Here is a 24,957-nt window from a genome sequence, read left to right on the forward strand (position 1 = left end):
TAAACCACAGAAAAATGAGTAAAGATTTCTTTGGAATAGAGAAAGAGCTGAAAACACCTCTAGGCACACACAAATATTACAATTTGAGGGACTTGAGCAAGAAGGACGCAAGAGTAGCGAAACTGCCCTACTCTATCCGTATTTTGCTTGAAAACGCCATCCGTAACTACGACGCTTTTGCTGTCACCGAGCAGCACCTGGAAACGCTTTTGAACTGGAAACAAACCCAGGGCAAAAAAGAAATTCCTTACACGCCGGCCAGAGTGCTGATGCAGGACTTCACTGGTGTGCCGGCTGTTGTCGACATCGCCTCTATCAGAGCAGAAGTGGCCCGCAAAGGCAAAGACATCGGGAAAACCAATCCTCTCGTACCAGCTGCCATGGTCATTGACCACTCAGTAATGGTAGAATATTTTGGTACTCAACTGTCGTACGGCAAGAATGTTGACCTCGAATATTCAAGAAATTCAGAAAGATATAAACTCCTTAAATGGAGTCAGAAAGCCTTCGATAACTTCACGGTTGTCCCTCCAGGGATGGGCATTTGCCATCAGGTGAACCTGGAATACCTGGCAAGTGGCGTGATAGAAAGAGACGGCTATCTTTTCCCCGACACACTGGTAGGTACCGACTCCCACACACCAATGGTGAACGGTATTGGCGTACTCGGCTGGGGTGTTGGTGGCATTGAGGCAGAGGCAGCCATGCTGGGCCAGCCAATTTACATGACCCTTCCCGAAGTAATCGGCTTGAAGATCAGCGGTAAAATGAAAGAAGGCATCACTGCGACAGACCTTGTGCTGACAGTGACTCGCTTGCTTCGTGACTATGGCGTAGTAGAGAAAATCGTTGAGGTATTCGGCCCAGGTCTTGCCAACCTTACTGTTCCCGACCGGGCTACTATCTCTAATATGTCACCTGAGTTCGGCTGCACGGATACGCACTGGCCTGTAGACGACCAGACATTGGCGTACCTGACCAGAACCAACAGGCCTGCCAACCATGTGAGCATGGTGGAAGCCTATTGCAAAGAAAACATGCTTTGGAGAGATAACTCCGAGCAAATTGAATACACCGACGTAATCGAACTGGATCTCGGTAGCATCGAGCCAACTATCTCTGGCCCGAAACGTCCTCAGGACAAAATCTTCCTGAAAGAAGCCAAAGAAAAAGTAATTGGTGTATTGAAAGATTCCCACAAGCGGGAGTATGTGACACCTGATGTCAGAACCGGTGGAAACTGGGCATCTGATGGTGGCTCATTGGCTACTGCTACGCAGACTGGCACAGCATTGCGCTCTGTAACAATGAAATCAGGGTCAATGACCTATGAGCTGAGCGATGCGTCGGTGGTTGTTGCCGCAATTACCTCATGTACCAACACTTCCAACCCAAGCGTAATGATTGGGGCCGGGCTTGTTGCTCAGAAGGCGGTAGAAAAAGGTCTGGACGTTAAGCCATGGGTAAAAACCTCTCTGGCTCCCGGCTCAAGGGTTGTGACGGAATACCTGAAAAAGGCGGAGCTACTCCCCTATCTGGAAGCCCTTAAGTTCCACGTGGTTGGTTACGGTTGCACCACTTGTATTGGTAACTCAGGCGATATGCCTCCTGCTATCCAAAAGGCTGTGATCGACAATGACCTGGTAGTAGCTTCAGTGCTTTCCGGTAACAGAAACTTTGAAGCCCGCATCCACCCGAACATCAAAATGAACTTCCTGGCATCACCCATGCTGGTTGTTGCATTTGCCATTGCTGGAAGGGTTGACTTTGACATGAACAATGAACCACTGGGGCTTGACCCGAATGGTGAGCCTGTTTTCCTGAAGGACATTTGGCCGTCTCAGGCGGAGATCAATGAAATGATGGAAAAAGTGGTTACTCCTGAGGACTACAAGAAAACCTACGACACCGTATTTGATGGTGACGAGGCTTGGCAAAAACTGGATGCCCCTACAGGCAATCTTTACAAATGGGACGAGACGTCGACATATATTCAGGAAGCGCCTTTCTTCAAAAATATTTCAGCAGATGTGCCTGAGCCAACCAATATCAAAGGTGCCAAGGTGCTGCTTCAACTGGGCGACATGGTGACAACCGATCACATCTCACCTGCTGGCAAATTTCAGCCGGAGCACCCCGCTGGCCAATACCTTGTGAAGAATGGTGTTGAGAAGCCTGATTTTAACTCTTACGGCTCACGTCGTGGCAACCACGAGGTGATGATGCGAGGCACTTTTGCCAACGTAAGGATTAAGAACAAACTGGCCAGCAAAGAAGGTGGATGGACAAAATATCATCCAACCGGCGAGGAAATGTACGTGTTTGATGCCTCCATGAAATATCAGGAAGCAGGCACACCATTGGTGGTGATTGGTGGCAAGGAATATGGGTCAGGATCCTCCAGAGACTGGGCTGCAAAAGGAACGACCTTACTTGGCGTAAAAGCGGTTATCGTGGAGAGCTTTGAGCGGATTCACAGATCGAACCTCGTTGGAATGGGCGTTCTTCCTTTGGTATTTGCTAACGGGCAAACGCAAGACACCCTCGGGCTGAAAGGAGATGAGTCGTATGACATCCTTGGCCTTGAAAAGGATTTGACCCCTAACAAGGTAGTGGACGTAATAGCAACGAGACCTGACGGTTCGAAAGTAGAGTTCAAAGCAGAACTAAGACTGGACTCTAACGTCGATATTGCCTATTGGAAAAACGGCGGTATTTTGAACTATGTACTAAGAAATTTCCTTAAGGATTAAGGATTACGAATTTCAACATTAGTTTTAGCATGAAGCCGGGCTTATAGTCCGGCTTTTTGTTTTGGTGTCGGGCGGTTTTCCTCCATCAACCTGGCCAACTCATGGTCGTGAGGATTTGTGCTTTTTTTGAGTTGCTCAATGATATTCGCATGATCCCTCTCATTCCTGTTTTGGCTCAGCTTGTAGGCAGCTTCCACGTTCTCTATTTTTATCCTGAAGCCTTTGATGCCTCGCAACTCCTTGTCCCGGTAGTCGGCAGTCATATCCTCATATTTTCGTCCTCCGGGGATGTTCGATTCGTAGCTGTCCATCAGCTCCTTCACATGCGCCTCCAACTCCGGCCCGGAAAGCAGTGCGGCTGATCCGTAAATATGAACGGCCTGGTAGTTCCAGGTGGGAACATTCTGCTTTTCATACCAGGACGGCGAAATATATCCATGGCTGCCCTGAAAAATGACTAACACCTGATCTACCTCTTCCAGCACTGAACCCAGTTCATTGGCGATGGAAATGTGTCCTAGTAGAAAATAACTACCCTCTCTTTCCTCCAGCCAAAATGGTATGTGACTTGCTAGTGGTATATTTGATTGGCTTGCTACGAGAATCCCGAATGGGTTCGATTTGATGAAGTCCAAGACTTTATCAGCATCAGTCATTTGAAAATAAGGAGCTACATACATATCGCATACTTGATTAATGATGCAAACTAATACGTATGTTACAATTTCTTGACTATTTCTTAACAGGATTTCACACCGCTTTTGTGCTGTTTGTGCTGTTTGGTTGGATACCTGAAGCAACACGGAAAGCTCATTTGATAGCATTAGCCCTCACTATTGCGGCCTGGTTATTTCTCGGCATTTGGTATGGCCTCGGCTATTGCCCCCTTACCGACTGGCACTGGGACATTAAAAAAGAGCTCGGCGAAAAGCACTTACCCAACTCGTTCACTAAGTACATTTTCGATCAAGCAACCGGGTTAAATGCAAACAAACGCATTGTTGACATATTTACTGCCGCCGGACTTATGTTTGGAATCGTTATGGCCGGGGTTAAGTTTTTCCAAAAACGAAAGGTCGAACGTTTGAAACAAAAAAGGGAAGGCTAACGCCTTCCCAAAAAAATTCTTTACCCAGCTAAAAAAGTATGGAGTAAATGTAATTAATTCTTTCCTAAATGCAAAAAGCTTCTACTTTTTCAACTTGTCTCCCATCTTCACAGTTAGCCCAATCCCGAAAAGCTGTTTGAATTGCACCCTTGGCCCAGCCCCTGTTTGCACACCCGCCTCGTCGAATTGAGCAATTTTTATATCATCATCATAAATCAGCTGAGTAATAAAGCTTGTGCTTAGCCACTCGTTTACCTTCAGTATGATGATATTTTCCCAGTTCACATCGATGTTTTGAGGGTTGTTCAAGTAGTTGGAAAACATTTCCAGCCTCGATTCGACGTTAACATTGGAAACAACCTCTTTTTTGTAGTTCACTTTCAAAAAACTACCAAGTTCAGCTCTCGCCTTCTTCCCAGGGGTTAAAACAGTGACACCATCAGTATCAAAAACAGCTCCTTCTACACCAAAGGCACCTGCATTGGCCAATCTATCATCGTTTACAAAGGTGAACTTGCCAGTAACAGGTGCGAAATTGACCGAGAAACTGGGATTCACCTTAATATCAACACCAGTAGCCACCAAAGCGTAGCCTGGAGCCATAAACTTCGAAATATACTCTTCATCTCCAGGGGCGGAAAATCCCGGCGCAAATTGAGTTCTAAAATCAATCAATGAAGAGAAGTACAGCCTGCCGTCTTTTGCCTGCGACATCTTTCTACCAAACTTACTGACAATGTTTATCTTGTCGTTTGTCTTTTGAAAATCGGCATCTCCTTGTTTAATAAGACCGTAGCCCAACTCGAGGTAGTTCTCCCAGGAGTTCCTGTCCTTGGCATAATTGGCGAATGTGGTCATATAGCCGCCAAGTGATATAGAATTCTGACCACCAGCAGCCCAGTTAGTAAGGCTTACCTGGGTAAAAGAAGCGGTTCCAAGGAACCCTTTCCTCCAGTAAGTAGTGTCGGCTGGTGTTGCGTCCTGCGCAATAGTCGATCCCAGAACCGCAAAAAACAATAACATTAGAATTAGACTTTTCTTCATAACAAATTTTTAATAGCGTTTAACAGTTGATCCAAAAACATTCCAAAGCCTGATCGAAAAGTCACAAATATCTGGCTTTCAATTATAAGAATTAACCTTCGCATCATTTTCCTTCAAAATTCGCCGCAGAATCTTACCAACATTAGATTTGGGAAGTTCTTTCACAAACTCTACATGCTTCGGTACTTTGTAGCGTGTCAGGCCCTCCCTGCAAAAGCTTATGAGCTCTTCTTCAGTAAGACTTTGATCCTTTTTTACTACAAAGACTTTTACAGCCTCGTTCGATTTTGGATCGGGCACCCCAATAGCACCTACCTCAAGAACCTTCGGGTGGCTGGCTACTGTGTCTTCAACTTCATTCGGATAGACATTGAAGCCAGAAACGAGAATCATTTCTTTCTTCCGATCAACAATTTTCACAAAACCATCCTTGTCGATAATCCCTATGTCGCCGGTTTTGAACCAACCATCAACAAACACTTTCGCCGTTTCGTCGGGTCTCTCCCAATAGCCACTCATTACTTGTGGGCCCTTTGCACATATTTCTCCAGGCTGACCAACAGGCACCTCTTTTCCATCGTCGTCCAGCAGCACTATTTGCGTACTTGGAACTGGCAAGCCTATAAACCCATTTCTATGAGTGCCATCAAGTGGGTTGCAAGCAAGTACCGGCGAGGTTTCGCTCAATCCATATCCTTCTACCAGAGGGCACCCGGTCACTTCCCTCCATCTTTCAGCCACTGCCTTTTGCACGGCCATGCCACCGCCAATCGCTCCCTTAAGTTTACTAAAGTCCAGCGTTTTGAAACTCTCCTGATTAAGCAAGCCGTTGAACAGCGTATTAACGCCAGTAATAATGCTAAACGGGTTCTTTTTCATGTCGGCACAAAAAGCTTTCATGTCTCTCGGGTTTGTTATGAGCACATTTTTTGCTCCCACATGAAACATCAGCAGGCCATTCACCGCCAAGGCGAAAATATGATAAAGCGGTAGTGCGGTGATGACCACCACCTCCTCGCCTTCCACGAAAATCGGCTGAAACCACTGCGTCGTCTGCAAGGTATGCGCAACCATGTTACGATGCGACAATGTGGCTCCCTTGGACACACCTGTGGTACCTCCTGTGTATTGCAGAAACGCCACGTCTTCTCCCCTGATCTCCGGCTTATCAAATTGAAGACTGGCACCTTCCTTCATAGCTTGTTTTAAACTGATGGCTCCGGGGATACTAAAGGACGGCACCATCTTCTTTATACGCTTCACTACGAAGTTTACGATGGGCCCTTTTATACCCTTTAAGAAGTCACCCAACTCAGTAACAATGACATGCTTTATATCGGTGTTGGCTATTATTTTTTCGAGGTTAAACGCAAAATTGGCAACAATCACAATGGCCTTGGCGCCCGAGTCCTTGAATTGGTGTTCCATTTCCTTGTGTGTATACAACGGATTGGTGTTAACCACCACAAGCCCAGCCTTGATGGCTCCAAACATGACGATGGGGTACTGCAGGCAGTTTGGCATTTGGATGGCTATGCGGTCTCCTTTTTTCAGACCCAATTTTTTCTGCAGATAGGCAGCAAACTGTGTCGACTTCTCATCCACCTCCCTGTAGGTAAAGCCTTTGTCCATGTTGAGAAACGCAGTCTGATCTGCATATTTCTTCATGGCCTCTCCGAGCAGTTCAATCAATGATGTATACTCATCGGGGTTAATTTCTTTGGCAACACCAGCGGGGTAGTGTTTTAACCAGGGATAATCTTTCATAGTTCTGATATCGTTTAAGTAGAGCTGCCAATATGACTATCGCTAAGGCATATTGTTTATTCATCCGATATAAGCTATTAACGGCAAAAAATCAAATGATTAAGTCTTGTTGCGAGACGCCTGCGGTGTGAAAGTCAATAAATGAAAATAAAAAAAACCGGTAGAACGAAATTCATACCGGTTTCCAAATAAACAACATTAACCCAAAAATGATGGCTGTAGGAGAAGGATTCGAACCTCCACGGAGCAGTTAGGTCCACACGAGCTCTATGTGGACTTTATTCCTTATCCCCACCCCCGAGACAGGAGGGCATGGCTGCCAATTTCATCACCCTACATTGTGATATGCAAGTCAATTCATCTAATTGACTGCAACAAAATTAACAAGAGTTTGATTTTATTAAAATATTTTTAATAAATTTGATAAAAAAATGTACAACACATAATTTCGAACCTCTCATAATAGTAGATTATTAAATCAGGGTAGTTAAAATGAGTAAAAATTACGAAATTGATAATGTAGACTTGAAGATTCTGAACCTATTGATGGAAGATGCCAAGATTCCATACACTGAAATTGCCAAAAAGGTGTTCGTTTCGGGGGGTACAGTTCACGTGAGAATGAAAAAACTTGAAGAAATGGGCGTCGTTCAGGGCACCACTCTCAAGTTAGACTATTCCAAACTCGGGTACGATATTACGTGCTTTATCGGTATTTACCTGCAAAAAAGCTCTCTATATGATGAGGTCGTTGAGCGCTTGAGAGAAATTCCCGAAATTGTAACCGTCAACTACACCACCGGTAACTATAGTATCTTCGTCAAGCTTCACTGCAGAGACACCAAACATCTGAGAGAAGTGCTTCATGACAAGATTCAAAAGGTGGAAGGAATTGAAAGGACGGAAACCCTGATTAGTCTCGAAGAAAGCCTGAGCCGTCATATCAGTTTTTAGTACCTATTTCAGAAACTATTTAGCCCGATAAAGGTTTTACTATGAGTGCCATAGTTTTAAAACCTTTATCGGGTTTAATTTTCATGCCCCTTTTGCGAAAAAAATGACTCCTCAAGTCTTGGGGTAGTAATTTATGTTGTACATTTGCTTTAATTATAATCAGTCTAAATAAGTAGAGGATGAGTAAGGACAACCAAATACTGGAAGAGCTCACCAAATCAGATTATAAATACGGATTTCACTCCGATATTGAAACTGAGTCGGCACCCAAAGGTCTTAATGAAGATATTGTCAGGTTTATTTCTGCAAAAAAAGAAGAGCCTGAATGGATGCTGGAATGGAGACTTTCAGCTTACCGTCACTGGTTGACTTTAAAAGAGCCAACCTGGCAAAATGTTACTTTCCCGGAAATTAATTATCAGGACATCATTTTTTATGCTGCTCCGAAGCAAAAGATATCGCCTAAGAGCCTCGACGAAGTAGACCCAGAGTTGAGGGCTACCTTTGAGAAGCTTGGTATTTCGTTTGACGAGCAGAAAAGACTTACAGGTGTGGCAGTTGATGCCGTGCTGGACAGCGTTTCGGTGGCTACCACTTTCAAAAGTAAACTTGGCGAACTGGGCATTATCTTTTGTTCTTTCTCAGAAGCGGTGAGAGAACACCCCGAACTAGTTAAAAAGTATATCGGGTCAGTAGTGCCAGTCAACGACAACTATTTCTCCGCCCTTAACTCTGCGGTGTTTTCCGATGGTTCTTTCTGCTACATACCTAAAGGTGTGCGTTGCCCAATGGAGCTTTCGACCTACTTCCGGATCAATGCCATGAACACAGGGCAGTTTGAACGGACGCTGATTGTAGCAGAAGAAGGATCCTATGTCAGCTACCTGGAGGGCTGTACTGCTCCTATGAGAGATGAGAATCAGCTTCATGCGGCCGTTGTTGAGATTTTTGCTGCCAAAGATGCTGAGGTGAAGTACTCGACCGTGCAAAACTGGTACCCAGGAAGCAAAGAAGGCAAAGGCGGCATTTACAACTTTGTTACCAAGCGTGGCCTTTGCTCTGGCGACGGTTCGAAAATATCATGGACACAGGTAGAAACCGGGTCTGCGGTGACGTGGAAATACCCTAGCTGTATCCTGAAAGGGGACAACTCCATTGGAGAGTTCTATTCAGTGGCTGTTACCAACAACTATCAGCAGGCTGACACTGGCACCAAAATGATCCATATTGGTAAAAATACCCGTTCAAGGATCGTTTCGAAGGGCATTTCTGCAGGCAAAAGCCAAAACAGCTACCGTGGACAGGTGAAGGTAATGAAACGTGCCGAAGGTGCGAGAAATTACTCTCAATGTGACTCATTGCTACTTGGCGACAAATGCGGAGCACATACGTTCCCTTATATCGACGTAGAGAATCCGCTGGCAATTGTAGAGCACGAAGCTACGACGTCGAAAATCGGAGAAGACCAGATTTTCTACTGCAACCAGAGAGGAATAGCCACAGAGGATGCAGTGGCGCTTATCGTAAATGGCTTCGCAAAAGAGGTGATGAATCAACTGCCTATGGAATTTGCTGTTGAGGCTCAGAAACTTTTGGCTATATCCCTCGAAGGCAGCGTGGGCTAAGCAGAAACTCAGCAGACGAAAATTATGTTTTTATACGCCTGAAAATAAGGTCGGGCAAAAGTGAAAAAGAAAAGTAATTGACAATGTTAAAGATAAAGAACCTTAAAGCTTCGGTAGAAGGAAAGATGATCCTCAACGGAATTAACCTGGAAGTAAAGCCAGGAGAAGTTCATGCTATTATGGGTCCGAATGGTTCAGGAAAAAGTACGCTGGCTTCTGTTTTGGCCGGTCGGGAAGACTATCAAATTGAAGGTGGAGAAGTAGAATATATTGGCAAAGATCTTTTGGATCTTTCTCCAGAGGAAAGAGCCAGGGAAGGTGTTTTTCTTGCCTTCCAGTATCCCGTAGAAATACCTGGTGTAAGCACGACCAATTTTCTTAAAGCCGCTCTTAATCAAGTAAGAGAGCACCACGGCAAGCCAACACTGGACGCTGTTTCGTTTCTTAAATTGATGAAAGAAAAAATGGCACTGGTGGAGATCGACCAGGCTTTGCTTAGCAGGTCGTTGAACGAAGGCTTTTCTGGTGGAGAAAAGAAAAGAAATGAGATTTTCCAAATGGCAATGCTCGAACCGAAGTTGGCCATTCTGGACGAAACGGATAGTGGGCTTGATATTGACGCTTTGCGAATTGTGGCCAATGGCGTCAACAAACTCAAGACAAGAGACAACGCCACTATTCTGATTACACACTATCAAAGACTGCTCGACTACATAGTGCCTGATTTTGTGCATGTTCTCTACAAGGGACGCATTATCAAGTCGGGAGATAAGAGCCTGGCCTTACAACTCGAAGAAAAAGGGTACGACTGGATCAAAGAAGAAGCTGACATAGTTTCTGCTTAGTTCTTTTAACCTGAAAATTCGAAAGTAATGACAACCCCAAACGAATACATAAACACCGTCGGCAAGGCATTCGAAATGTTTGAAGCCAGCTTAAATGGCAGCAAATCAACTTTCTTGCACGAGCTAAGAAAAGAGTCTCTGGCCGCTGTTCTCAAATCGGGACTACCCGGGCCAAAGCATGAAGAGTATCGCTACACCAACTTTGGCAAGGCACTTGAAAAGAACATAGCTTACCAGGGCATTGTAGCCGAAACTGCCGCCGCCAGCTCCCCCACCCCTCTTGACAGTTTTGAGGGCTATAAGCTTTACTTCGTCAATGGTAAGCTGGATGCTTCCCGTTCAGATTTGGGAGATTTAAGCGAAAAAGTTACTGTTACCTCTCTTGCATCGGCTGTTAAAGAACAAGACGATCTAAAAGAATACCTGGGCAGCATTGTTAAGTCGTGGCCGGATGCTTTCTCGCACCTCAACACGGCATTTGCAAAAGAAGGTATTTTTATTAGAGTAAAGAAAAACACTGTTCTGGATAAGCCGCTGTATATCATTCATTCAAATGACACATCGGCTACTGAGATGCTTGCGCACTACAGAAATCTGGCGATTGTAGAAGAGGGGGCTCAACTGAAGGTGATAGAAGCTAATTTCTCCACCGGAGCGAATACTTCGTATACCAATACCGTTTTGGAGGTTTTCTGCAAAAAAAATGCCTCCGTAGAATGGAGTAAACTCCAGCTCGAAAACGAAACTGCACTGCGGATTGACAATTCGCTGGTATATCAGGAAAGAGATTCCAAGTGTACAATCAATACCGTCACGCTAAGTGGGCAGATGGTGAGAAACAACCTTTACATTGCCCTGGATGATGAAAACACTGAGGCACACATGTACGGATTGTACCTGATAGACGGGAAAACGCATGTAGACAACCACACTTCTGTTGACCATAGAAAGCCTAATTCATTCTCCAATGAGTTGTACAAAGGCATCATGGACGATCAGTCGCACGGTGTTTTTAACGGAAAAATATTTGTTCGTCAGGATGCGCAAAAAACCAATGCCTTCCAGCAAAACAACAACATCCTGCTCAGCCCCAACGCTGTGATCAATACCAAACCGCAGCTCGAAATATGGGCAGATGATGTGAAGTGCTCACACGGTTGTACCACAGGCCAGCTGGATAACGAACAGTTGTTCTACCTCAGGGCCCGTGGAATTTCAGAAGATAAAGCCAAGGCGATGCTTCTGCACGCATTTGCAGGTGACGTGATAGCGAACATATCCGTAGAGCCTGTCAGAGAATACCTCGAGCAATTAATTACCGACAAAATAGAAAATTAGTCATGGGCAGCCCAGCTTCAACAATAGATTGGTCATTGGACATTCAATCAATACGGAAGCAATTTCCAGTGCTACACCAGGAAGTGAATGGCAAACCTTTGATCTATTTCGACAACGCTGCAACAAATCAGAAGCCTTCCTCCGTCATTAAAGCGCTGGATTACTACTATGAAACAGACAACGCCAATATCCACAGAGGTGTTCATACGTTAGCTGAAAGAGCTACAGCTGATTTCGAGGAGACCAGAAAGAAGGCTGCCGCTTTTCTCAACACTAAAGAAGTAGAAGAGGTTATTTTCACCAAAGGCACCACAGAGAGCATCAATCTTGTGGCTTCGACCTGGGGCAGAAAATTTATCGACAAGGGTGACGAAATCATCATCAGCACCCTGGAGCACCATTCCAATATTGTGCCCTGGCAAATGCTTTGTGAGGAGAAAGGTGCCATTCTGAGGGTGATTCCAATCAACCCAAAAGGAGAAGTCATCATTGATGAGTTCAAAAAACTACTATCAGCTAAAACTAAGCTCGTTTCGGTTGTATTTGCCTCGAATGCCCTGGGCACTATAAATCCTGTAGCTGAAATAATCAGCCTGGCGCATCAACATGGGGCAGTTGTTTTGTTGGATGGAGCACAGGCCTCAGCCCACCTTGACGTTGACGTACAAAAACTTGATGTGGACTTCTTCGCACTTTCTGCGCACAAAATGTATGGCCCAACGGGCGTGGGAATTCTCTATGGCAAGCGAAGTTTGCTGGAAGCAATGCCACCCTATCAGGGCGGCGGGGAAATGATAAGCGAAGTAACCTTTGAAAAGACCACCTACAACGCCATTCCTTACAAGTTTGAAGCCGGCACGCCCAACATCGCCGATGTCGTTGCTTTTGGGGCAGCTATCGACTTTGTGAATGAGCATGGAAAGGATCGCATTGCAGCGCATGAGGAAGAACTATTGCACTACGCCACGGCAAAGCTTGAAAGCATCCCAGGAGTGAGTATAGTTGGGCAGGCAGCAGACAAAGTCAGTGTGGTGTCTTTCCTGGTCAACGGTTACCACCCGCTTGATGTGGGAATGTATTTGGACGCAAGAGGTATAGCAGTCCGCACGGGACACCATTGTACGCAACCTCTGATGAAACATTTAGGGATTGAAGGAACGGTTAGGGCCTCCTTTTCTGTTTACAATACCAAAGAGGAAATTGACCGGCTGGCGGAAGCGGTTACCCTGCTTGCCGGTAGAAAAAATTGAAATGACGGAGTCGATAAAAAGCATTCAGGAAGAAATTATCTCCGAATTTGATATACTTGGAGATGACCGTGAAAGCAAGATATTCTACATTATGGAGTTGGGCGCTACGCTTCCAGCAATGGATGAAAGCGAAAAAGTAGATCACAATATTATCAAGGGCTGTCAATCAAAAGTATGGCTAACAGCAGAACTGGTAGGCGAAGTAATAAAGTTCAGTGCAGATAGCAATACTGAAGTGACGAAGGGGCTTATCAGCTTATTGATCCGGGTACTGTCGGGCCAAAAGCCACAGGACATTATGCAAGCCGAACTCTTCTTTATAGAAAAGATAGGCATGGGACAGTTGATAGGCTCGCAAAGGTCGAACGGACTTTCGTCGATGATCAAGCAAATGAAGTTATATGCACTGGCCTTTCAGACTAAGTTGGCCGGAACAAACACATAGACAAAAACGCTGAGAACTATGGAAAATCAAAATCAGCAAGAAGCAGATTTGAAGGAAAAGGTGATTGCTGCCATCAAAACGGTGTATGACCCGGAAATTCCTGTGGACGTATATGAGTTGGGTCTGATCTACGAGATCAGTATATTTCCCGTCAACAACGTTTTTGTGTCTATGACATTGACATCCCCCAGCTGTCCTTCAGCCGAGGCCATTCCCAGTGAGGTGAAGGCCAAAATTGAAGAGGTAGAGGGAGTAAACGACGTGGAGGTTGAGCTTACGTTCGACCCGCCATTTACGCAAGATATGATGAGTGAGGCCGCCAAATTGGAACTAGGCTTCATGTAAATTAGTTTATTCATCCAGCGGCCGTTTAAGCCGTCATTCAGAAATAAATAGAACTTTAAAAAGATAAGGAAATGTATCCCGAACCACTAGTTGCCCCCATGAGGACAGACCTTACCAGTGCAGGATTCACTGAGTTAAGAACTTCCGAAGATGTTGAAAATCATCTTGAAGACCACAAAGGTACTTCGCTAATTGTTATCAACTCGGTGTGTGGATGTGCGGCTGGAGCAGCCCGTCCCGGAGTGAAGATGGCGTTAGCCAATAGCGCTAAGAAGCCGAACTTTTTAGGAACGGTGTTCGCAGGTGTAGATAAAGAGGCTACTCAGACTGCCAGGGAATATACCTTGCCTTATCCTCCTTCATCTCCGTCAATCGCACTTTTTAAAGACGGTGAATTGGTTCACTTCGTAGAAAGACACCACATTGAGGGCCGCAATGCTCAAATGATTGCAGCTCATTTGGTTGATGTTTTTGAAGAATATTGCTGAGATTTCAAGGGAAAGAATAGAAAACCACAGTAAAAGCTGGCTCAAAGGCCAGCTTTTTATTTTGTCAGTTTCACAGAAACGGTCGATGTGGTCATCAGGTACCGCACCCTGCCCTGCCAGTGAAAGGAAGCCAGTGCCCTCACTTCATAGTCATTTGGAAGTATATAAGTGTGGCTCACTTCATCACCACAAGCAAAGTAACCGTCCCCAAAGTCCCAATAGAACTCGGTATTGGCCGGATATGCTCCCGCCAAGTGAGATTTGAATCTGGAAGGTTCATTGATAACACCTGACACTTCTTCGTCGAGTTTGAGCTCCAGAAACTCATTCAGTTCATACTCGTGATCAATTTCATATATTGTTCGGCTGGTGGAGGCCTCCAAAATTGAAAGCTTTATATCATAGGTGCCATGAGTATCATAACAATGACTGACTGATCGTCCTTCTCCACTAAAAGTGTCGCCAAAGTCCCAGCGATATTTTACTTCCCCATTATTACTCTCAGACTGGTATTCCAAATCGACACAGAGATTGCACGTAAGCTTGTGCGAAAATGCGTTTTCGTTGGTGAAGATTTTCTCGGCAAAACAGATATCCTCACCAGTCAATTCGGAGTATAACTCCTCCGAGGTGGTAACAAATGAGTAAATATCCTGATTTCCCTGCTCGTTGCCAGAGACGAAGTATATCTTTTCCCCAATTGGTGGCAGGCTAAAGTGCTTGTTGTCATGCCGGTCATTAAATTGATTACCCAGGTTCTTCGGTCCCGACCATTCGTTCCAATTGTCTCCTTGTTTAACTGAATAAAAGATATCGAGGCCGCCGTAGCCCTCCTGCCCGTCAGAGGAATAGAAAAGGAACCGACCGTCTGGCGAAAACGATGGAGAGGTATCTTCTCCTGGGGTATTCAAGACCCCAAGATTGGTAGGCGCATCCCATGCCTTTTTACTTACTCTGTGGCTGATATAAATATCCCTCCCGCCTCTTGAATCGTCCATTTCTGCGGAAATTAGCATGTGCTTTCCGTCCTCAGAGACAAAAAAGTCAGCATATCCGGACTTATTCTTGAAACCTTTTATTGTAAAATTAACGGGTGTAGTCCATTTACCATTGCGAAGCTCAGAATAGGAAAGTCCCTCGCCTGAAATCTCTCCATTCTCGTAGGTATTACCCAAAATCAAATTAACGACTCCCTCTTCGACCGTAATGGAGGTGACAAAATTAGGGCCTCTGTTGTTCAAGGGCGGCGGGAGGCGCTCAACTTTTGTCCAGTTATGCGTCTTTGGATCCCAGGTTGCAGTCCAAATATCCTCGGCGTCTTTGGTACCTCCTACATTGTCGGGGTGGTTGCTTCTGCTAAAAAAAAGTCGTCCTTCACCCGGCTCCACCAGGGGACCATGCTCATCATAAATACTATTGACTCCGTATTCGTTATTCTTCTGAACCGAAGCAATATTTCTTTTGTCCACCTTCCCAAGAGGAGATCCGTCCGAAACGTGGTGTTTTGCACTTACCTTAGAGTCGGAGAAAATTATCTTATTTTGGGCCTGCCCAAAAAAAACTACAGAAGCTAGAATTACGGTAAGAAAAACTCTTTTTTTAGCGAAAAAGAAATTTACCAGCCCCAACCACTTAACTAAAGAGAACCCGAAATGGCTTTTTGAAATACAATTTTTTCGCATTTATTTCAACTATTTGGTCAGTGTTTTGAAATCAGAGATTCAAAGCCATGTTTCAATCTACGATTTACTCAAAAAAATCATTATTACCCATACAAAATTGGATTAAACCAATGAATGGGGCAAAAAATCATTGACAAAAAATCAAAACGAAAGCTTTGGCAGGTTCTGACAATTTCTCATTCAAATTCCAAAAATTTATGAATGAAGCAGTCTGTCGTTAATTACCTTACAATGTGTAATGATCCACAAGCGATCAGCGATCATAATACTATTAAATCCAGTTTAGGTCGACTGCAGGAGAAGAAACCCATAGTGATTAAAAAGAGAACTTCTCCTTGAATTCAAGCAGCTCCTGCCTCAGGCTTTCCGGATGAGGCATGTTGATATAATCTGCGAGCAGTGTCTCAGGGCTCACTTTCAATTCCATAAGGCTGATGTGCTGGTTAATGAAGGTGTACTCAAGTTCGGGAAACATCTCCTTCATGGCGTCCACTATGTCCAGAATGGGCAAGTTCTTATCAACAACATTGTAGATTCCGGACGGCACTTGCTTCAACAAAGTCTCCTTGATAATCTCAGCTACGTGCGTCACGTGTATAAAAGCCCTGGCTTGTTTGCCATTGCCAAAAATCTGGATTCGATTGCCGAAGTTGGCATCAAACATAAACCGGTTGATGACGGCATCGAACCTCATACTCTTATTGTAGCCGTATACATTGCCACACCGTAGTATAACCGCATCCTTATTTGTTCCCAATCGAACGACATGTTCCTCTCCCCTATGCTTCGAAATACCATAAAACGTAGACGGATCAGTGTCGGCTCTTTCGGTGGCAAGATCCTCACTGGCGCCATAAACAGCGGTGCTGCTGGTGTATATGAGTTTCTTTACATTATCCAGCTCTTCAACTGCATACACCAACTCTGCGGTTCCCCAGTGGTTTACCTGCTCGTAAAAGTGTGAGTCGGTGTTGGCAAATGGTGTGGTTACCCTGGCTGCCAAATGAATCACTGCATCCACTTCCTTCAGGTGCTTCCTAAGGGTTCTACTGTCGAGCAACTCAGCCGAGACCAGCTTTATCCTTTCGTGACCAGGGTACTTTTGGCCAAAGAAAAAATTGAAATTGCCCTTGCTCATGTTGTCATACACAATGATTTTCTCAACCTCTGGCTGTTGGCACAAATTCCCTACCACCTGGGTTCCAATATACCCGGCTCCTCCTGTAATTAATACTCGCATCTATTTACTGATTAGGTCAGTATGTAAACCACATTCTGTTTTTTTCATCCCAAACCATCTGGCTTCACGTTCCTGCATTTCAGGATCCATTTTACGGGTACATGGCTCACAGCCGATACTCATATAGCCTTTGGCGTCCATGGGATGCCTCGGCAAATTGTGCTCCCTGATGTATTGAAAAATCATCTTTGCATTCCAGTCCAGCATCGGATGGAACCGAAACGTATTATGCGGCGCAGGTTGCTCCACTTTCATAGCTGCCCTTACAGCACTTTGGTCAGCTCTTACGCCATTGATCCAAATGTCGTGCTCTTGAAGCAAAGCATCGGTTGGTTGCGTTTTATTGATGTAGCAGCAGTAGTCTGGGTCACTCGTAAATAATAGCTTGCCGTCATTACCTACCTGCATGTTTCTTGGCATACTCGATTTTACATCGAGCACTTTTATTCCGAACTCTTTAGCCACCTGATCCTTAAAAGCTATTGTATCTGGAAAAAGGTAGCCGGTATTGATAAAATAGACGGGGATCGAGTTATCTATTCTGCTCAGCATGTGCAGCATTACCAGGCTGTGCGTTTGAAAAGAAGAGGTTGTAAACAACTTCTTCCCGTCAGCCTTATACTCTTTAATTTTCGTTTCTAGCTCTTGAAAAGTCACTTCCTTATAGTTTAAAAAGTGAAACCCCCATTTCCGGTGAAAAATTCCGAAAGCGTATGAGAAAGCAAGATTAACACAAAAAATGTTTGGATAGAAGAAAATTCAGAGCCAATCCCTGGAAAGTTTTTCAGCCGCAATGATGCCACTCAACACTGTCCCCGGAATCCCCTGCCCAGGGTAAGACGTGTCACCACATAGGTAGGCTCTTTTTGGTCCAAGTCTGGCGTTGAGCATTTGCCATGGCCGGATTTTCATGTATTGCGGGTAGCCCCCCACGAACCCCCATTTTCTTCCTGTCCACTTTTCCCACGCCTTTGGCCCCGAGTTGTGTTTGTAAACGATGTCCTTTCGGTCCAGAAAATTATGGTGCTCAAGGGTGTCGATGATTTCCTTTTCCAAAATATCACTGGCAATTTCAGTGCCTTCGGGGTGCGGAATGTGCGTTGTGACCGACGCTACCATCAGGCCTTCCACATCCGAACGGGTTTCGTCAAGCGGGTGGCTTAAGCTTAAAAAAATGCTTTTGGATTTTATCCCACTTAACGGTGCGTGCAGGTGAATCTGGTAGTGAATGGCATCGAAGTGTTTCCTGGGCCTGAAACCTATGCTAAGCTGAAAGGCACTATTTAGCGTCTTTGATGGCATGTCCTTTACTCCATTTCGCTGAATTTGGGGAAATACTTCCCGGAGATTATTGATTGGAACAGCCCCGATTACATAATTCGACTCAAAAGTACCCTTTGAAGTGTCAATGACATATCTCTCACCGTTTGTTGCTATCTTCTCCGCCCGACACTTCAAAGCAACTACTCCTCCCTTGCCTTCAATATAGTCTACCAAGGGGTTAATAAGATTGATCATGCCTCCATCCAGATAGTAATTGCCATAGTTAGTGTAGCAAAGGGCTGTTGCTCCAAACAATACATTTACTTCCTCCATCCGATTTTGAGCGGTAATGAGCAACTGTTCATTAACGAATGCAACAAATCGCTCATTTTGGTCAAGCCCATGCTTTTGCAGAAGCTCGGCCATAGATGAGAAGCTCCATCTCGCATAGCTAAAGTCAGTTATACGTGCTCTGAAAGCCAATTTTACCAGATCATAAAAGGATGAAGGAGGAAACTCCCTGAATCGAAGTGAGGCATCCCACACAAACCGGCTGACATCGTAACAAAACTCCCAAAATGGGCGTTGGCCTTTGCTTCCAAAAATCCGCTCGGCCTCCGTTATCCAATCTTCAATAGCTTCATAGCGGTTAATGATTGTTCCATCTGCCAACACCACCTGCATGGGCAAAGCAAGCTTTCTGGCAGGCAGGTGGATACCTGTTTTGTCCAACAGATACTTCAACGGCATCCCTTTATCCAGCCCAACCAGTGTGGTGGCACCAGTTTCAAAAACGAAACCCTTGCGCCAATATGAGCTTGTACATCCTCCTGGTAGGTAATTTTGCTCCAGCACAGCCACTGTTAGTCCTTTCTGAGCCAACAGTGCAGCACTTGTTAAACCACCCATTCCGCTTCCCACCACACATGCATCAAATCTATTCTCCATTCTCTGAAGGATTGTTTAATATATTGTCAAAAAAATTAAACAAGTTGACTCCTCATAATGTTTGCTGAGTAATTGATTCTATTAACACAAATTATTGCACTTATTTACCAAATAAACGTTTATACCATTTCAAATACTCCTGAATGAAGGTAGCAGTCTATAGAAAAGAACATTTTAATGCGGCGCACAGGCTCAACAATCCTGCCTGGAGCGAGGAAAAGAACAGAAAGGTTTTTGGAAAGTGCAATAATGACAACTACCACGGGCACAATTACGATTTGGTGGTAAAACTAGTGGGAGAACCTGACCCTGAAACAGGCTACCTATTTGACATGAAAGTGTTAAGTGACCTGGTAAAGGAGCACGTAACAAAAAAATTTGACCATAAAAACCTAAATGTCGATGTGGAAGAGTTTCGCTCGTTGAATCCCACTGCTGAAAATATTGCCATCGTGATCTATGACTTGTTGAGAGCCAGAATTGACAACAAATTTGATTTAAAAATTACCCTTTATGAAACGGAAAGAAACTTTGTTGAGTACCCAGCCTAGCCAGGCATTGGACATAGATGATTTGGACGACGACCACGTTGCTACTTCCTATGAAACTCCGTTGAGAGCGGATGCTTTTGAGATGGACGACGATCTCAAAATGGAGCTTATTGCCAAGCATTTCAGGGAAATTATGCACATTCTCGGCATGGATCTTACTGACGACAGCCTGAAAGGCACTCCCAACAGAGTGGCTAAAATGTATGTCAAAGAGGTTTTCAGCGGATTAAACCCAAAAAATAAGCCTACGGCAAAGCTGTTTGACAACAAATACGAGTACAACGAGATGCTGGTAGAGCGTGACATTACCTTCTATTCTTATTGCGAGCATCATTTCGTACCTATTTATGGTAAAGCACATGTGGCTTACATATCCAGCGGAAAGGTGATCGGCTTGTCCAAAATCAACCGGATTGTTCAGTATTATGCCAAAAGACCTCAGGTACAAGAAAGAATGACCGTGCAGATTGCCAATGAGCTCAAAAAGATTTTGAAGACAGACAATGTGGGAGTTGTAGTAGATGCCGTGCACATGTGTGTTTCTTCACGTGGAGTAGGTGACACAAACAGCAGGACAGGTACTGCACATTTCAGTGGCAAGTTTTCAGATGAAAACACCAAAAAAGAATTTCTGAATTACATCAATACACCCAACAATCTCAATGGTAAATAGTTAGTGAAGTAGCAATAAGCTACACCAAAAAACTATTTACCAATGAGCAACGGGAATGCAAAAAGCTATCTGATCGTTGGCGGGTCGAAGGGCATTGGACTTGAGGTAGTGAAGAAACTGCTTGAACTGGGGCATTTCGTTCACAGTATTTCAAGGTCAGAAAATCCCTTGACTCATGCCAATCTGGTGCACCACCAATTTGACGCCACTATAGGAGACTGGTCAGAAGTCTCGCTGCCTCAAGTACTTGATGGGTTTGTGTACTGCCCGGGCACTATTAATTTGAAGCCATTTCACCGTCTCGCTGAGGCAGATTTCAATCTTGACTTCAGCGTTAATCTCATCGGCGCAGTAAAAGCCTTTCAAAAGGTCCACCCGTCTCTAAAAGCTGCGAATAAGTCTAGTGTCGTACTCTTTAGCACAGTGGCAGTATCGCAGGGCATGAGCTTTCATGCTTCGGTAGGAGCGGCCAAAGGAGCCGTTGAGGGGCTTGCCAAATCGCTGGCTGCAGAATGGGTGAGTCACGGAATTAGGGTGAACACTATTGCACCTTCCCTTGTGGACACTCCGCTGGCAGCTGGCCTGCTTTCGTCTGTAGAAAAACGCAGCGGTGCCGAGAAAAGAAACCCGATGGGACACATAGGCTCCGCACAAGAGCTAGCGGAAACCGTTATTTATCTTCTTACCGCCGCCGGTTGGCTCACAGGGCAAGTGTTGCACCTTGACGGCGGAATGTCGAGCATCAGACCAATTTAATCTCAATTCTTCAAAACAATTCGGTGAATCTTAAAGATATATAGTATATCACTCAATATGTAATATTCATGCCCAGTCCTCCGGAAGCATTCCTAATTTTTAAAACTGAGTTAAAAAGGCTTGAACTAGAGAAAGAAAGGCTTAGAATCCAGTATGAGCAAAGGATATCATTGCTAAACAAAGAACTTGACTATTTGAAAGAGCAGATAAACTCCCAGGAAAGCATGCTCAAATCGGCTTTCGACTATGCGTCGAAGCTTGAACAAAACATGAAGGCATTCAAAGAAGACATTATCCAGGACAAGGCACGCTTAAAAGAAAGCCGCCATTAAAGTCACGCCTATGGAAGCTACAAGAAACTTGAAAGAAGTCGACCAGGAAGCAATGGGTTTCCAACTGCGTTTCGAGAACCGCTGGGCAAGAGTTGTCTATCACCCTGACTTGAAGGTCGTGCTTTGCCAGCTACTTTCGGACTATGTACCAATAGAGCATTTTCGATCCATTTTCCAACAAATTTCTGCTCTTATCGAAAATGGAGATTTTACAAAATTCATTTTTGATAAAAGATCACTACGCACATTTCACCAGCCTTCAATGGAGTGGTATTTCCTTTATTGGAAACAGGAAATGATGCGCTATGGGTTACTTCAACATCGAAAAATACTACCGAATTTGGACTGGTTCAAGACGGCAGTTGCCATTGAACGAGGGCAGCTAGCTGGCAAAATGTCGCCTGAAGCAGTTGAAAAACTGGACATCAAGTATTGCGATAACATTCCGGAAGCCATTCGGACATGAATAATACCCGTTATTCACTGCCACAAATCTGAAGACATCCTTTCGATAGAAAGTCCTTTCAGGCGCAGCTTTATGAATTCGCTAACGGGATTCAAAAGCGTTGCCCTGATTTGAAGCAGAAGTTTGCTAAGAGTAAATGATCTGGCAGTCTTCATTAAGATGATTCATGTAGGTGCAACTCCTCCGCTGATTGGCGTACTTTTCAGACTGCATGCTGTTTCGGGACACTCCCTCGAGAACATTTTGGCTGCCAGTTCATTTTCCCTGAATCATTTCACAGAAAAGACTGTGCCACGGACACAGCAAACCATCGTAAGATATGGAGAAAGTGAATTTGAGCCACCGGACTAACGCCAGAGTTCATTGGAAGCTTTTCTTCGCCCCATGTAAAGGAAGCTGCAATAAAAATAGGTCTCGGGCTTGTGAAAGTGCATACTATCAACGCCAACAGTGCCGAACTCGTTATTGAAGCCATAAAAGAAGCGCTGGTGCCACATTTTTGTGTCGGGTCAGACGGTTCTCTCAACCCTGAAGCAGCTCAGGTTGTCAATCATGGCAAGTTAGAATTAAACCTCTCCATGGATAAAATAGCTCAGCTCACTTAAGTTAAGTCCGGAAAAACACCACAACGGATAGACGATATCTTGCCTAACTAAAAAATGTGGCTTTCCACAGGCGTATTAGTGCGGGAAATACTAAGTATCCAAAAATCATCTGATTATATTGAAATTTTTCAATTTACTCAGCTATTTTTGCGCCCCTGAAATGAGCCTTAACATATAATATGTTAAGGACTAACAACTTTTCATTGAACTAAAAACTGACCATGAACAGTATAGTGTATTTAGTCCCTGCTCTGGGGATTTTAGGATTGATCGTAATGATCATGAAATCGTCGTGGGTATCGAAACAAGATGCCGGTGATGACAATATGAAGGTATTGGCTGGTTACATCGCCGACGGAGCCATGGCTTTCCTGAAAGCAGAATGGAAAGTGCTTGGCTATTTCGTGGTAATTGCTGCTATTCTGCTGGCCTATTCAGGTACTCTTGTTCCTGATTCTCATCCAACCATCGCCATCGCCTTTGTAATAGGCGCCGTTCTTTCTGCATTTGCCGGCTGGGTAGGTATGAATATCGCCACAAAAGCAAATGTGAGAACCACGCAAGCCGCCAGAACCTCGCTGGCGCAAGCCTTGAAGGTCTCTTTTAACGGCGGTGCCGTTATGGGCCTTGGAGTGGCTGGGCTGGCTGTATTGGGCCTTGGCTCACTGTTCATTGTATTAGTTCAGATTTTCGTGCCAGAAGGCGCTGCGGCTACAGGCCTTGAAATGAAAACTGCCATTGAAGTGTTAGCTGGTTTTTCTTTAGGTGCCGAATCTATTGCCCTTTTCGCTCGTGTTGGTGGCGGCATATACACCAAAGCCGCTGACGTAGGCGCCGACCTTGTAGGTAAAGTTGAAGCTGGAATTCCCGAAGACGACGTTCGTAACCCGGCAACAATCGCCGACAACGTGGGCGACAACGTGGGTGACGTAGCCGGTATGGGCGCTGACCTTTTCGGGTCTTATGTGGCCACCATTCTTGCCACCATGGTATTAGGACAAGAAATCGATGCTTCTGCCGATGCTTTCGGTGGGTTCTCCCCTATTTTGCTGCCGATGATCATTGCTGGTATGGGCCTTGTTTTCTCTATAGTGGGAACATTTTTTGTCCGCATCAAAAGTGAAACTTCCAGTGTTCAGGCAGCTTTGAACATGGGCAACTGGTCATCTATCTTCCTGACTGGCGTCGGTTCTTTCTTTCTGGTAAAGTACATGCTGCCTGCCAGCCTTTCCATCCGGGGATATGAATTCACAAACATGGATGTGTTCTACGCCATCCTGCTTGGCCTTGTGGTTGGCGCATTGATGAGCATCGTGACGGAGTACTACACTGCCATGGGCAAGAAGCCTGTTAACTCTATTGTTCAGCAGTCTTCTACAGGTCATGCAACCAATATTATCGGTGGCCTTTCTGTTGGCATGGAGTCAACAGTTTTACCTATTCTGATTCTTGCAGCCGGTATTTACGGCTCGTTCTCATTTGCTGGTCTTTATGGAGTAGCCATTGCGGCTGCTGGTATGATGGCCACTACAGCCATGCAGCTTGCCATCGACGCCTTTGGCCCAATTGCGGATAATGCCGGAGGTATCGCTGAAATGAGTGGCCTTCCTAAAGAAGTTCGTGAACGCACCGACAACCTGGACGCAGTTGGTAACACTACCGCAGCAGCGGGAAAAGGTTTTGCTATCGCTTCGGCTGCCCTTACAGCACTTGCCCTCTTTGCAGCATTTGTTGGTGTAGCTGGAATCGACTCAATCGATATTTACAAAGCTGACGTGCTTGCAGGCTTGTTTGTGGGCGGAATGATCCCATTTATATTTTCCTCCCTTGCCATTGCTGCCGTGGGTCGTGCCGCTATGGACATGGTGAACGAAGTGCGTCGTCAGTTCAAGGAAATTCCTGGCATCATGGAGTACAAAGGAAAGCCAGAATATGACAAATGCGTGGCCATTTCAACCAAAGCTTCCATTCGTGAAATGATGCTTCCTGGTGCTATTGCACTGCTGACGCCGATCATCGTTGGTTTCAGCTTTGGCCCTGAAGTACTCGGGGGTACACTAGCCGGTATCACAGTTTCTGGCGTGTTGATGGGGATTTTCCAAAACAACGCCGGTGGTGCATGGGACAACGCCAAAAAGTCGTTCGAAAAGGGTGTTGAAATCAACGGCAAGATGGAGTACAAAGGCTCCGAGCCCCACAAAGCGTCAGTGACTGGCGATACAGTTGGTGATCCTTTCAAAGACACATCCGGACCGTCGATGAACATTCTTATCAAGCTTACATCTATCGTAGCGCTCATCATTGCGCCACATATTTCCGAAAAACCTCACACAGCGTCGATAGACCAGCAGCTCAATGAGCAAACTGCAAAAGAGATCAGTGTGAAAGTGGAGAAAGTACTTGAAAAGGTTAAGTAAAACCGAGCCTCGATAAAGCCGTACAAGAAAATTACATGACCCGTGCCTCTTTCTGGTGCGGG

Annotated in this window: 24 protein-coding genes and 1 tRNA gene; 17 read left to right on the plus strand and 8 right to left on the minus strand. The window is 45.0% G+C overall.

Annotated features, from left to right (window positions below):
• Positions 1–14: 14 nt before the first annotated feature.
• Positions 15–2,753, plus strand: a complete 2,739-nt coding sequence (gene acnA, locus RT717_RS13635; protein WP_317492291.1) for an aconitate hydratase AcnA — start codon at positions 15–17, stop codon at positions 2,751–2,753.
• 41 nt (positions 2,754–2,794) lie between these two features.
• Here the strand turns inward: acnA and RT717_RS13640 are convergent, their stop codons facing one another.
• Positions 2,795–3,433, minus strand: coding sequence for an FMN-binding negative transcriptional regulator (locus tag RT717_RS13640; protein ID WP_317492292.1), 639 nt, complete (start codon positions 3,431–3,433; stop codon positions 2,795–2,797).
• A 35-nt stretch (positions 3,434–3,468) separates the two neighbouring features.
• Between RT717_RS13640 and RT717_RS13645 the strand changes: the two genes are divergently transcribed.
• A complete protein-coding gene (locus RT717_RS13645; RefSeq protein WP_317492293.1) occupies positions 3,469–3,861 on the plus strand; it encodes a DUF2784 domain-containing protein in 393 nt (130 codons plus the stop codon).
• Positions 3,862–3,942: 81 nt separating this feature from the next.
• On the opposite strand, the gene RT717_RS13650 is transcribed toward RT717_RS13645, so the two are convergent.
• The 3 genes from RT717_RS13650 to RT717_RS13660 all read right to left on the minus strand — a co-directional run bounded on the left by RT717_RS13650 (position 3,943) and on the right by RT717_RS13660 (position 7,010).
• The gene (locus tag RT717_RS13650) at positions 3,943–4,905 is read right to left on the minus strand and encodes a DUF3078 domain-containing protein (protein WP_317492294.1); all 963 of its coding nucleotides are present in this window, start codon (positions 4,903–4,905) and stop codon (positions 3,943–3,945) included.
• 78 nt (positions 4,906–4,983) lie between these two features.
• Entirely contained in the window at positions 4,984–6,672 is a 1,689-nt protein-coding gene (locus RT717_RS13655; protein ID WP_317492295.1) for an AMP-binding protein, read from the minus strand.
• A gap of 213 nt (positions 6,673–6,885) precedes the next feature.
• Positions 6,886–7,010: transfer RNA gene (locus tag RT717_RS13660), tRNA-OTHER, on the minus strand.
• 154 nt (positions 7,011–7,164) lie between these two features.
• On the opposite strand from RT717_RS13660, the gene RT717_RS13665 reads away from it, so the two are divergent.
• From RT717_RS13665 to RT717_RS13700, 8 genes are all read left to right on the plus strand, one after another.
• Positions 7,165–7,626 carry an Lrp/AsnC ligand binding domain-containing protein gene (locus RT717_RS13665; protein ID WP_151997390.1) on the plus strand — a complete coding sequence of 154 codons (462 nt, stop codon included), beginning with the start codon at positions 7,165–7,167 and terminating at the stop codon, positions 7,624–7,626.
• A 179-nt stretch (positions 7,627–7,805) separates the two neighbouring features.
• Complete coding sequence (sufB, locus tag RT717_RS13670) at positions 7,806–9,251, plus strand: Fe-S cluster assembly protein SufB (protein ID WP_151997391.1); 1,446 nt, start codon at positions 7,806–7,808, stop codon at positions 9,249–9,251.
• Between the two features lie 83 nt (positions 9,252–9,334).
• On the plus strand, positions 9,335–10,096 hold the full coding sequence (gene sufC, locus RT717_RS13675) for a Fe-S cluster assembly ATPase SufC (protein ID WP_317492296.1): 762 nt from the start codon (positions 9,335–9,337) through the stop codon (positions 10,094–10,096).
• Positions 10,097–10,123: 27 nt separating this feature from the next.
• Complete coding sequence (sufD, locus tag RT717_RS13680; RefSeq protein WP_317492297.1) at positions 10,124–11,434, plus strand: Fe-S cluster assembly protein SufD; 1,311 nt, start codon at positions 10,124–10,126, stop codon at positions 11,432–11,434.
• Positions 11,435–11,436: 2 nt separating this feature from the next.
• The gene (locus RT717_RS13685) at positions 11,437–12,684 is read left to right on the plus strand and encodes a cysteine desulfurase (protein ID WP_317492298.1); all 1,248 of its coding nucleotides are present in this window, start codon (positions 11,437–11,439) and stop codon (positions 12,682–12,684) included.
• Between the two features lies 1 nt (position 12,685).
• Positions 12,686–13,129 carry a SufE family protein gene (locus RT717_RS13690; protein ID WP_317492299.1) on the plus strand — a complete coding sequence of 148 codons (444 nt, stop codon included), beginning with the start codon at positions 12,686–12,688 and terminating at the stop codon, positions 13,127–13,129.
• 18 nt (positions 13,130–13,147) lie between these two features.
• Positions 13,148–13,474 (plus strand): SUF system Fe-S cluster assembly protein, encoded by a 327-nt coding sequence (locus tag RT717_RS13695; protein ID WP_151997396.1) that lies wholly within the window; start codon positions 13,148–13,150, stop codon positions 13,472–13,474.
• Between the two features lie 71 nt (positions 13,475–13,545).
• Positions 13,546–13,962 (plus strand): BrxA/BrxB family bacilliredoxin, encoded by a 417-nt coding sequence (locus RT717_RS13700; protein WP_151997397.1) that lies wholly within the window; start codon positions 13,546–13,548, stop codon positions 13,960–13,962.
• Between the two features lie 56 nt (positions 13,963–14,018).
• Here the strand turns inward: RT717_RS13700 and RT717_RS13705 are convergent, their stop codons facing one another.
• From RT717_RS13705 to RT717_RS13720, 4 genes are all read right to left on the minus strand, one after another.
• Positions 14,019–15,431 (minus strand): PKD domain-containing protein, encoded by a 1,413-nt coding sequence (locus RT717_RS13705; RefSeq protein WP_317492300.1) that lies wholly within the window; start codon positions 15,429–15,431, stop codon positions 14,019–14,021.
• A gap of 529 nt (positions 15,432–15,960) precedes the next feature.
• A complete protein-coding gene (locus tag RT717_RS13710) occupies positions 15,961–16,884 on the minus strand; it encodes an NAD-dependent epimerase/dehydratase family protein (protein WP_317492301.1) in 924 nt (307 codons plus the stop codon).
• Positions 16,885–17,541: a phosphoadenylyl-sulfate reductase gene (locus tag RT717_RS13715; protein WP_317492302.1), complete on the minus strand. Its 657-nt coding sequence runs from the start codon at positions 17,539–17,541 to the stop codon at positions 16,885–16,887.
• A gap of 102 nt (positions 17,542–17,643) precedes the next feature.
• Positions 17,644–19,095, minus strand: a complete 1,452-nt coding sequence (locus tag RT717_RS13720) for a phytoene desaturase family protein (RefSeq protein ID WP_317492303.1) — start codon at positions 19,093–19,095, stop codon at positions 17,644–17,646.
• A gap of 143 nt (positions 19,096–19,238) precedes the next feature.
• On the opposite strand from RT717_RS13720, the gene RT717_RS13725 reads away from it, so the two are divergent.
• From RT717_RS13725 to RT717_RS13755, 7 genes are all read left to right on the plus strand, one after another.
• The gene (locus tag RT717_RS13725; RefSeq protein ID WP_317492304.1) at positions 19,239–19,646 is read left to right on the plus strand and encodes a 6-pyruvoyl trahydropterin synthase family protein; all 408 of its coding nucleotides are present in this window, start codon (positions 19,239–19,241) and stop codon (positions 19,644–19,646) included.
• On the plus strand, positions 19,609–20,319 hold the full coding sequence (folE, locus tag RT717_RS13730; protein ID WP_317492305.1) for a GTP cyclohydrolase I FolE: 711 nt from the start codon (positions 19,609–19,611) through the stop codon (positions 20,317–20,319). The genes RT717_RS13725 and folE overlap by 38 nt, the downstream gene beginning before the upstream one ends.
• Positions 20,320–20,361: 42 nt before the next feature.
• Positions 20,362–21,075, plus strand: a complete 714-nt coding sequence (locus RT717_RS13735) for an SDR family NAD(P)-dependent oxidoreductase (protein WP_317492306.1) — start codon at positions 20,362–20,364, stop codon at positions 21,073–21,075.
• A 68-nt stretch (positions 21,076–21,143) separates the two neighbouring features.
• Positions 21,144–21,407: a hypothetical protein gene (locus tag RT717_RS13740; protein WP_317492307.1), complete on the plus strand. Its 264-nt coding sequence runs from the start codon at positions 21,144–21,146 to the stop codon at positions 21,405–21,407.
• Between the two features lie 10 nt (positions 21,408–21,417).
• Entirely contained in the window at positions 21,418–21,873 is a 456-nt protein-coding gene (locus RT717_RS13745; RefSeq protein ID WP_317492308.1) for a hypothetical protein, read from the plus strand.
• Positions 21,874–22,295: 422 nt separating this feature from the next.
• Entirely contained in the window at positions 22,296–22,478 is a 183-nt protein-coding gene (locus tag RT717_RS13750; protein ID WP_317492309.1) for a hypothetical protein, read from the plus strand.
• A 221-nt stretch (positions 22,479–22,699) separates the two neighbouring features.
• On the plus strand, positions 22,700–24,895 hold the full coding sequence (locus tag RT717_RS13755) for a sodium-translocating pyrophosphatase (RefSeq protein WP_317492310.1): 2,196 nt from the start codon (positions 22,700–22,702) through the stop codon (positions 24,893–24,895).
• Positions 24,896–24,957: the final 62 nt, after the last annotated feature.

The organism is Imperialibacter roseus (assembly GCF_032999765.1).
GTDB classification, from domain to species: domain Bacteria; phylum Bacteroidota; class Bacteroidia; order Cytophagales; family Cyclobacteriaceae; genus Imperialibacter; species Imperialibacter roseus.

Bases quoted from the DNA above. Each gene is read 5' to 3' on its own strand.
- acnA (WP_317492291.1), top strand. From the start codon at position 15: ATGAGTAAAGATTTCTTTGGAATAGAGAAAGAGCTGAAAACACCTCTA.
- RT717_RS13640 (WP_317492292.1), bottom strand. From the start codon at position 3,433: ATGTATGTAGCTCCTTATTTTCAAATGACTGATGCTGATAAAGTCTTG.
- RT717_RS13645 (WP_317492293.1), top strand. From the start codon at position 3,469: ATGTTACAATTTCTTGACTATTTCTTAACAGGATTTCACACCGCTTTT.
- RT717_RS13650 (WP_317492294.1), bottom strand. From the start codon at position 4,905: ATGAAGAAAAGTCTAATTCTAATGTTATTGTTTTTTGCGGTTCTGGGA.
- RT717_RS13655 (WP_317492295.1), bottom strand. From the start codon at position 6,672: ATGAAAGATTATCCCTGGTTAAAACACTACCCCGCTGGTGTTGCCAAA.
- RT717_RS13665 (WP_151997390.1), top strand. From the start codon at position 7,165: ATGAGTAAAAATTACGAAATTGATAATGTAGACTTGAAGATTCTGAAC.
- sufB (WP_151997391.1), top strand. From the start codon at position 7,806: ATGAGTAAGGACAACCAAATACTGGAAGAGCTCACCAAATCAGATTAT.
- sufC (WP_317492296.1), top strand. From the start codon at position 9,335: ATGTTAAAGATAAAGAACCTTAAAGCTTCGGTAGAAGGAAAGATGATC.
- sufD (WP_317492297.1), top strand. From the start codon at position 10,124: ATGACAACCCCAAACGAATACATAAACACCGTCGGCAAGGCATTCGAA.
- RT717_RS13685 (WP_317492298.1), top strand. From the start codon at position 11,437: ATGGGCAGCCCAGCTTCAACAATAGATTGGTCATTGGACATTCAATCA.
- RT717_RS13690 (WP_317492299.1), top strand. From the start codon at position 12,686: ATGACGGAGTCGATAAAAAGCATTCAGGAAGAAATTATCTCCGAATTT.
- RT717_RS13695 (WP_151997396.1), top strand. From the start codon at position 13,148: ATGGAAAATCAAAATCAGCAAGAAGCAGATTTGAAGGAAAAGGTGATT.
- RT717_RS13700 (WP_151997397.1), top strand. From the start codon at position 13,546: ATGTATCCCGAACCACTAGTTGCCCCCATGAGGACAGACCTTACCAGT.
- RT717_RS13710 (WP_317492301.1), bottom strand. From the start codon at position 16,884: ATGCGAGTATTAATTACAGGAGGAGCCGGGTATATTGGAACCCAGGTG.
- RT717_RS13720 (WP_317492303.1), bottom strand. From the start codon at position 19,095: ATGGAGAATAGATTTGATGCATGTGTGGTGGGAAGCGGAATGGGTGGT.
- RT717_RS13725 (WP_317492304.1), top strand. From the start codon at position 19,239: ATGAAGGTAGCAGTCTATAGAAAAGAACATTTTAATGCGGCGCACAGG.
- folE (WP_317492305.1), top strand. From the start codon at position 19,609: ATGAAACGGAAAGAAACTTTGTTGAGTACCCAGCCTAGCCAGGCATTG.
- RT717_RS13735 (WP_317492306.1), top strand. From the start codon at position 20,362: ATGAGCAACGGGAATGCAAAAAGCTATCTGATCGTTGGCGGGTCGAAG.
- RT717_RS13740 (WP_317492307.1), top strand. From the start codon at position 21,144: ATGCCCAGTCCTCCGGAAGCATTCCTAATTTTTAAAACTGAGTTAAAA.
- RT717_RS13745 (WP_317492308.1), top strand. From the start codon at position 21,418: ATGGAAGCTACAAGAAACTTGAAAGAAGTCGACCAGGAAGCAATGGGT.
- RT717_RS13755 (WP_317492310.1), top strand. From the start codon at position 22,700: ATGAACAGTATAGTGTATTTAGTCCCTGCTCTGGGGATTTTAGGATTG.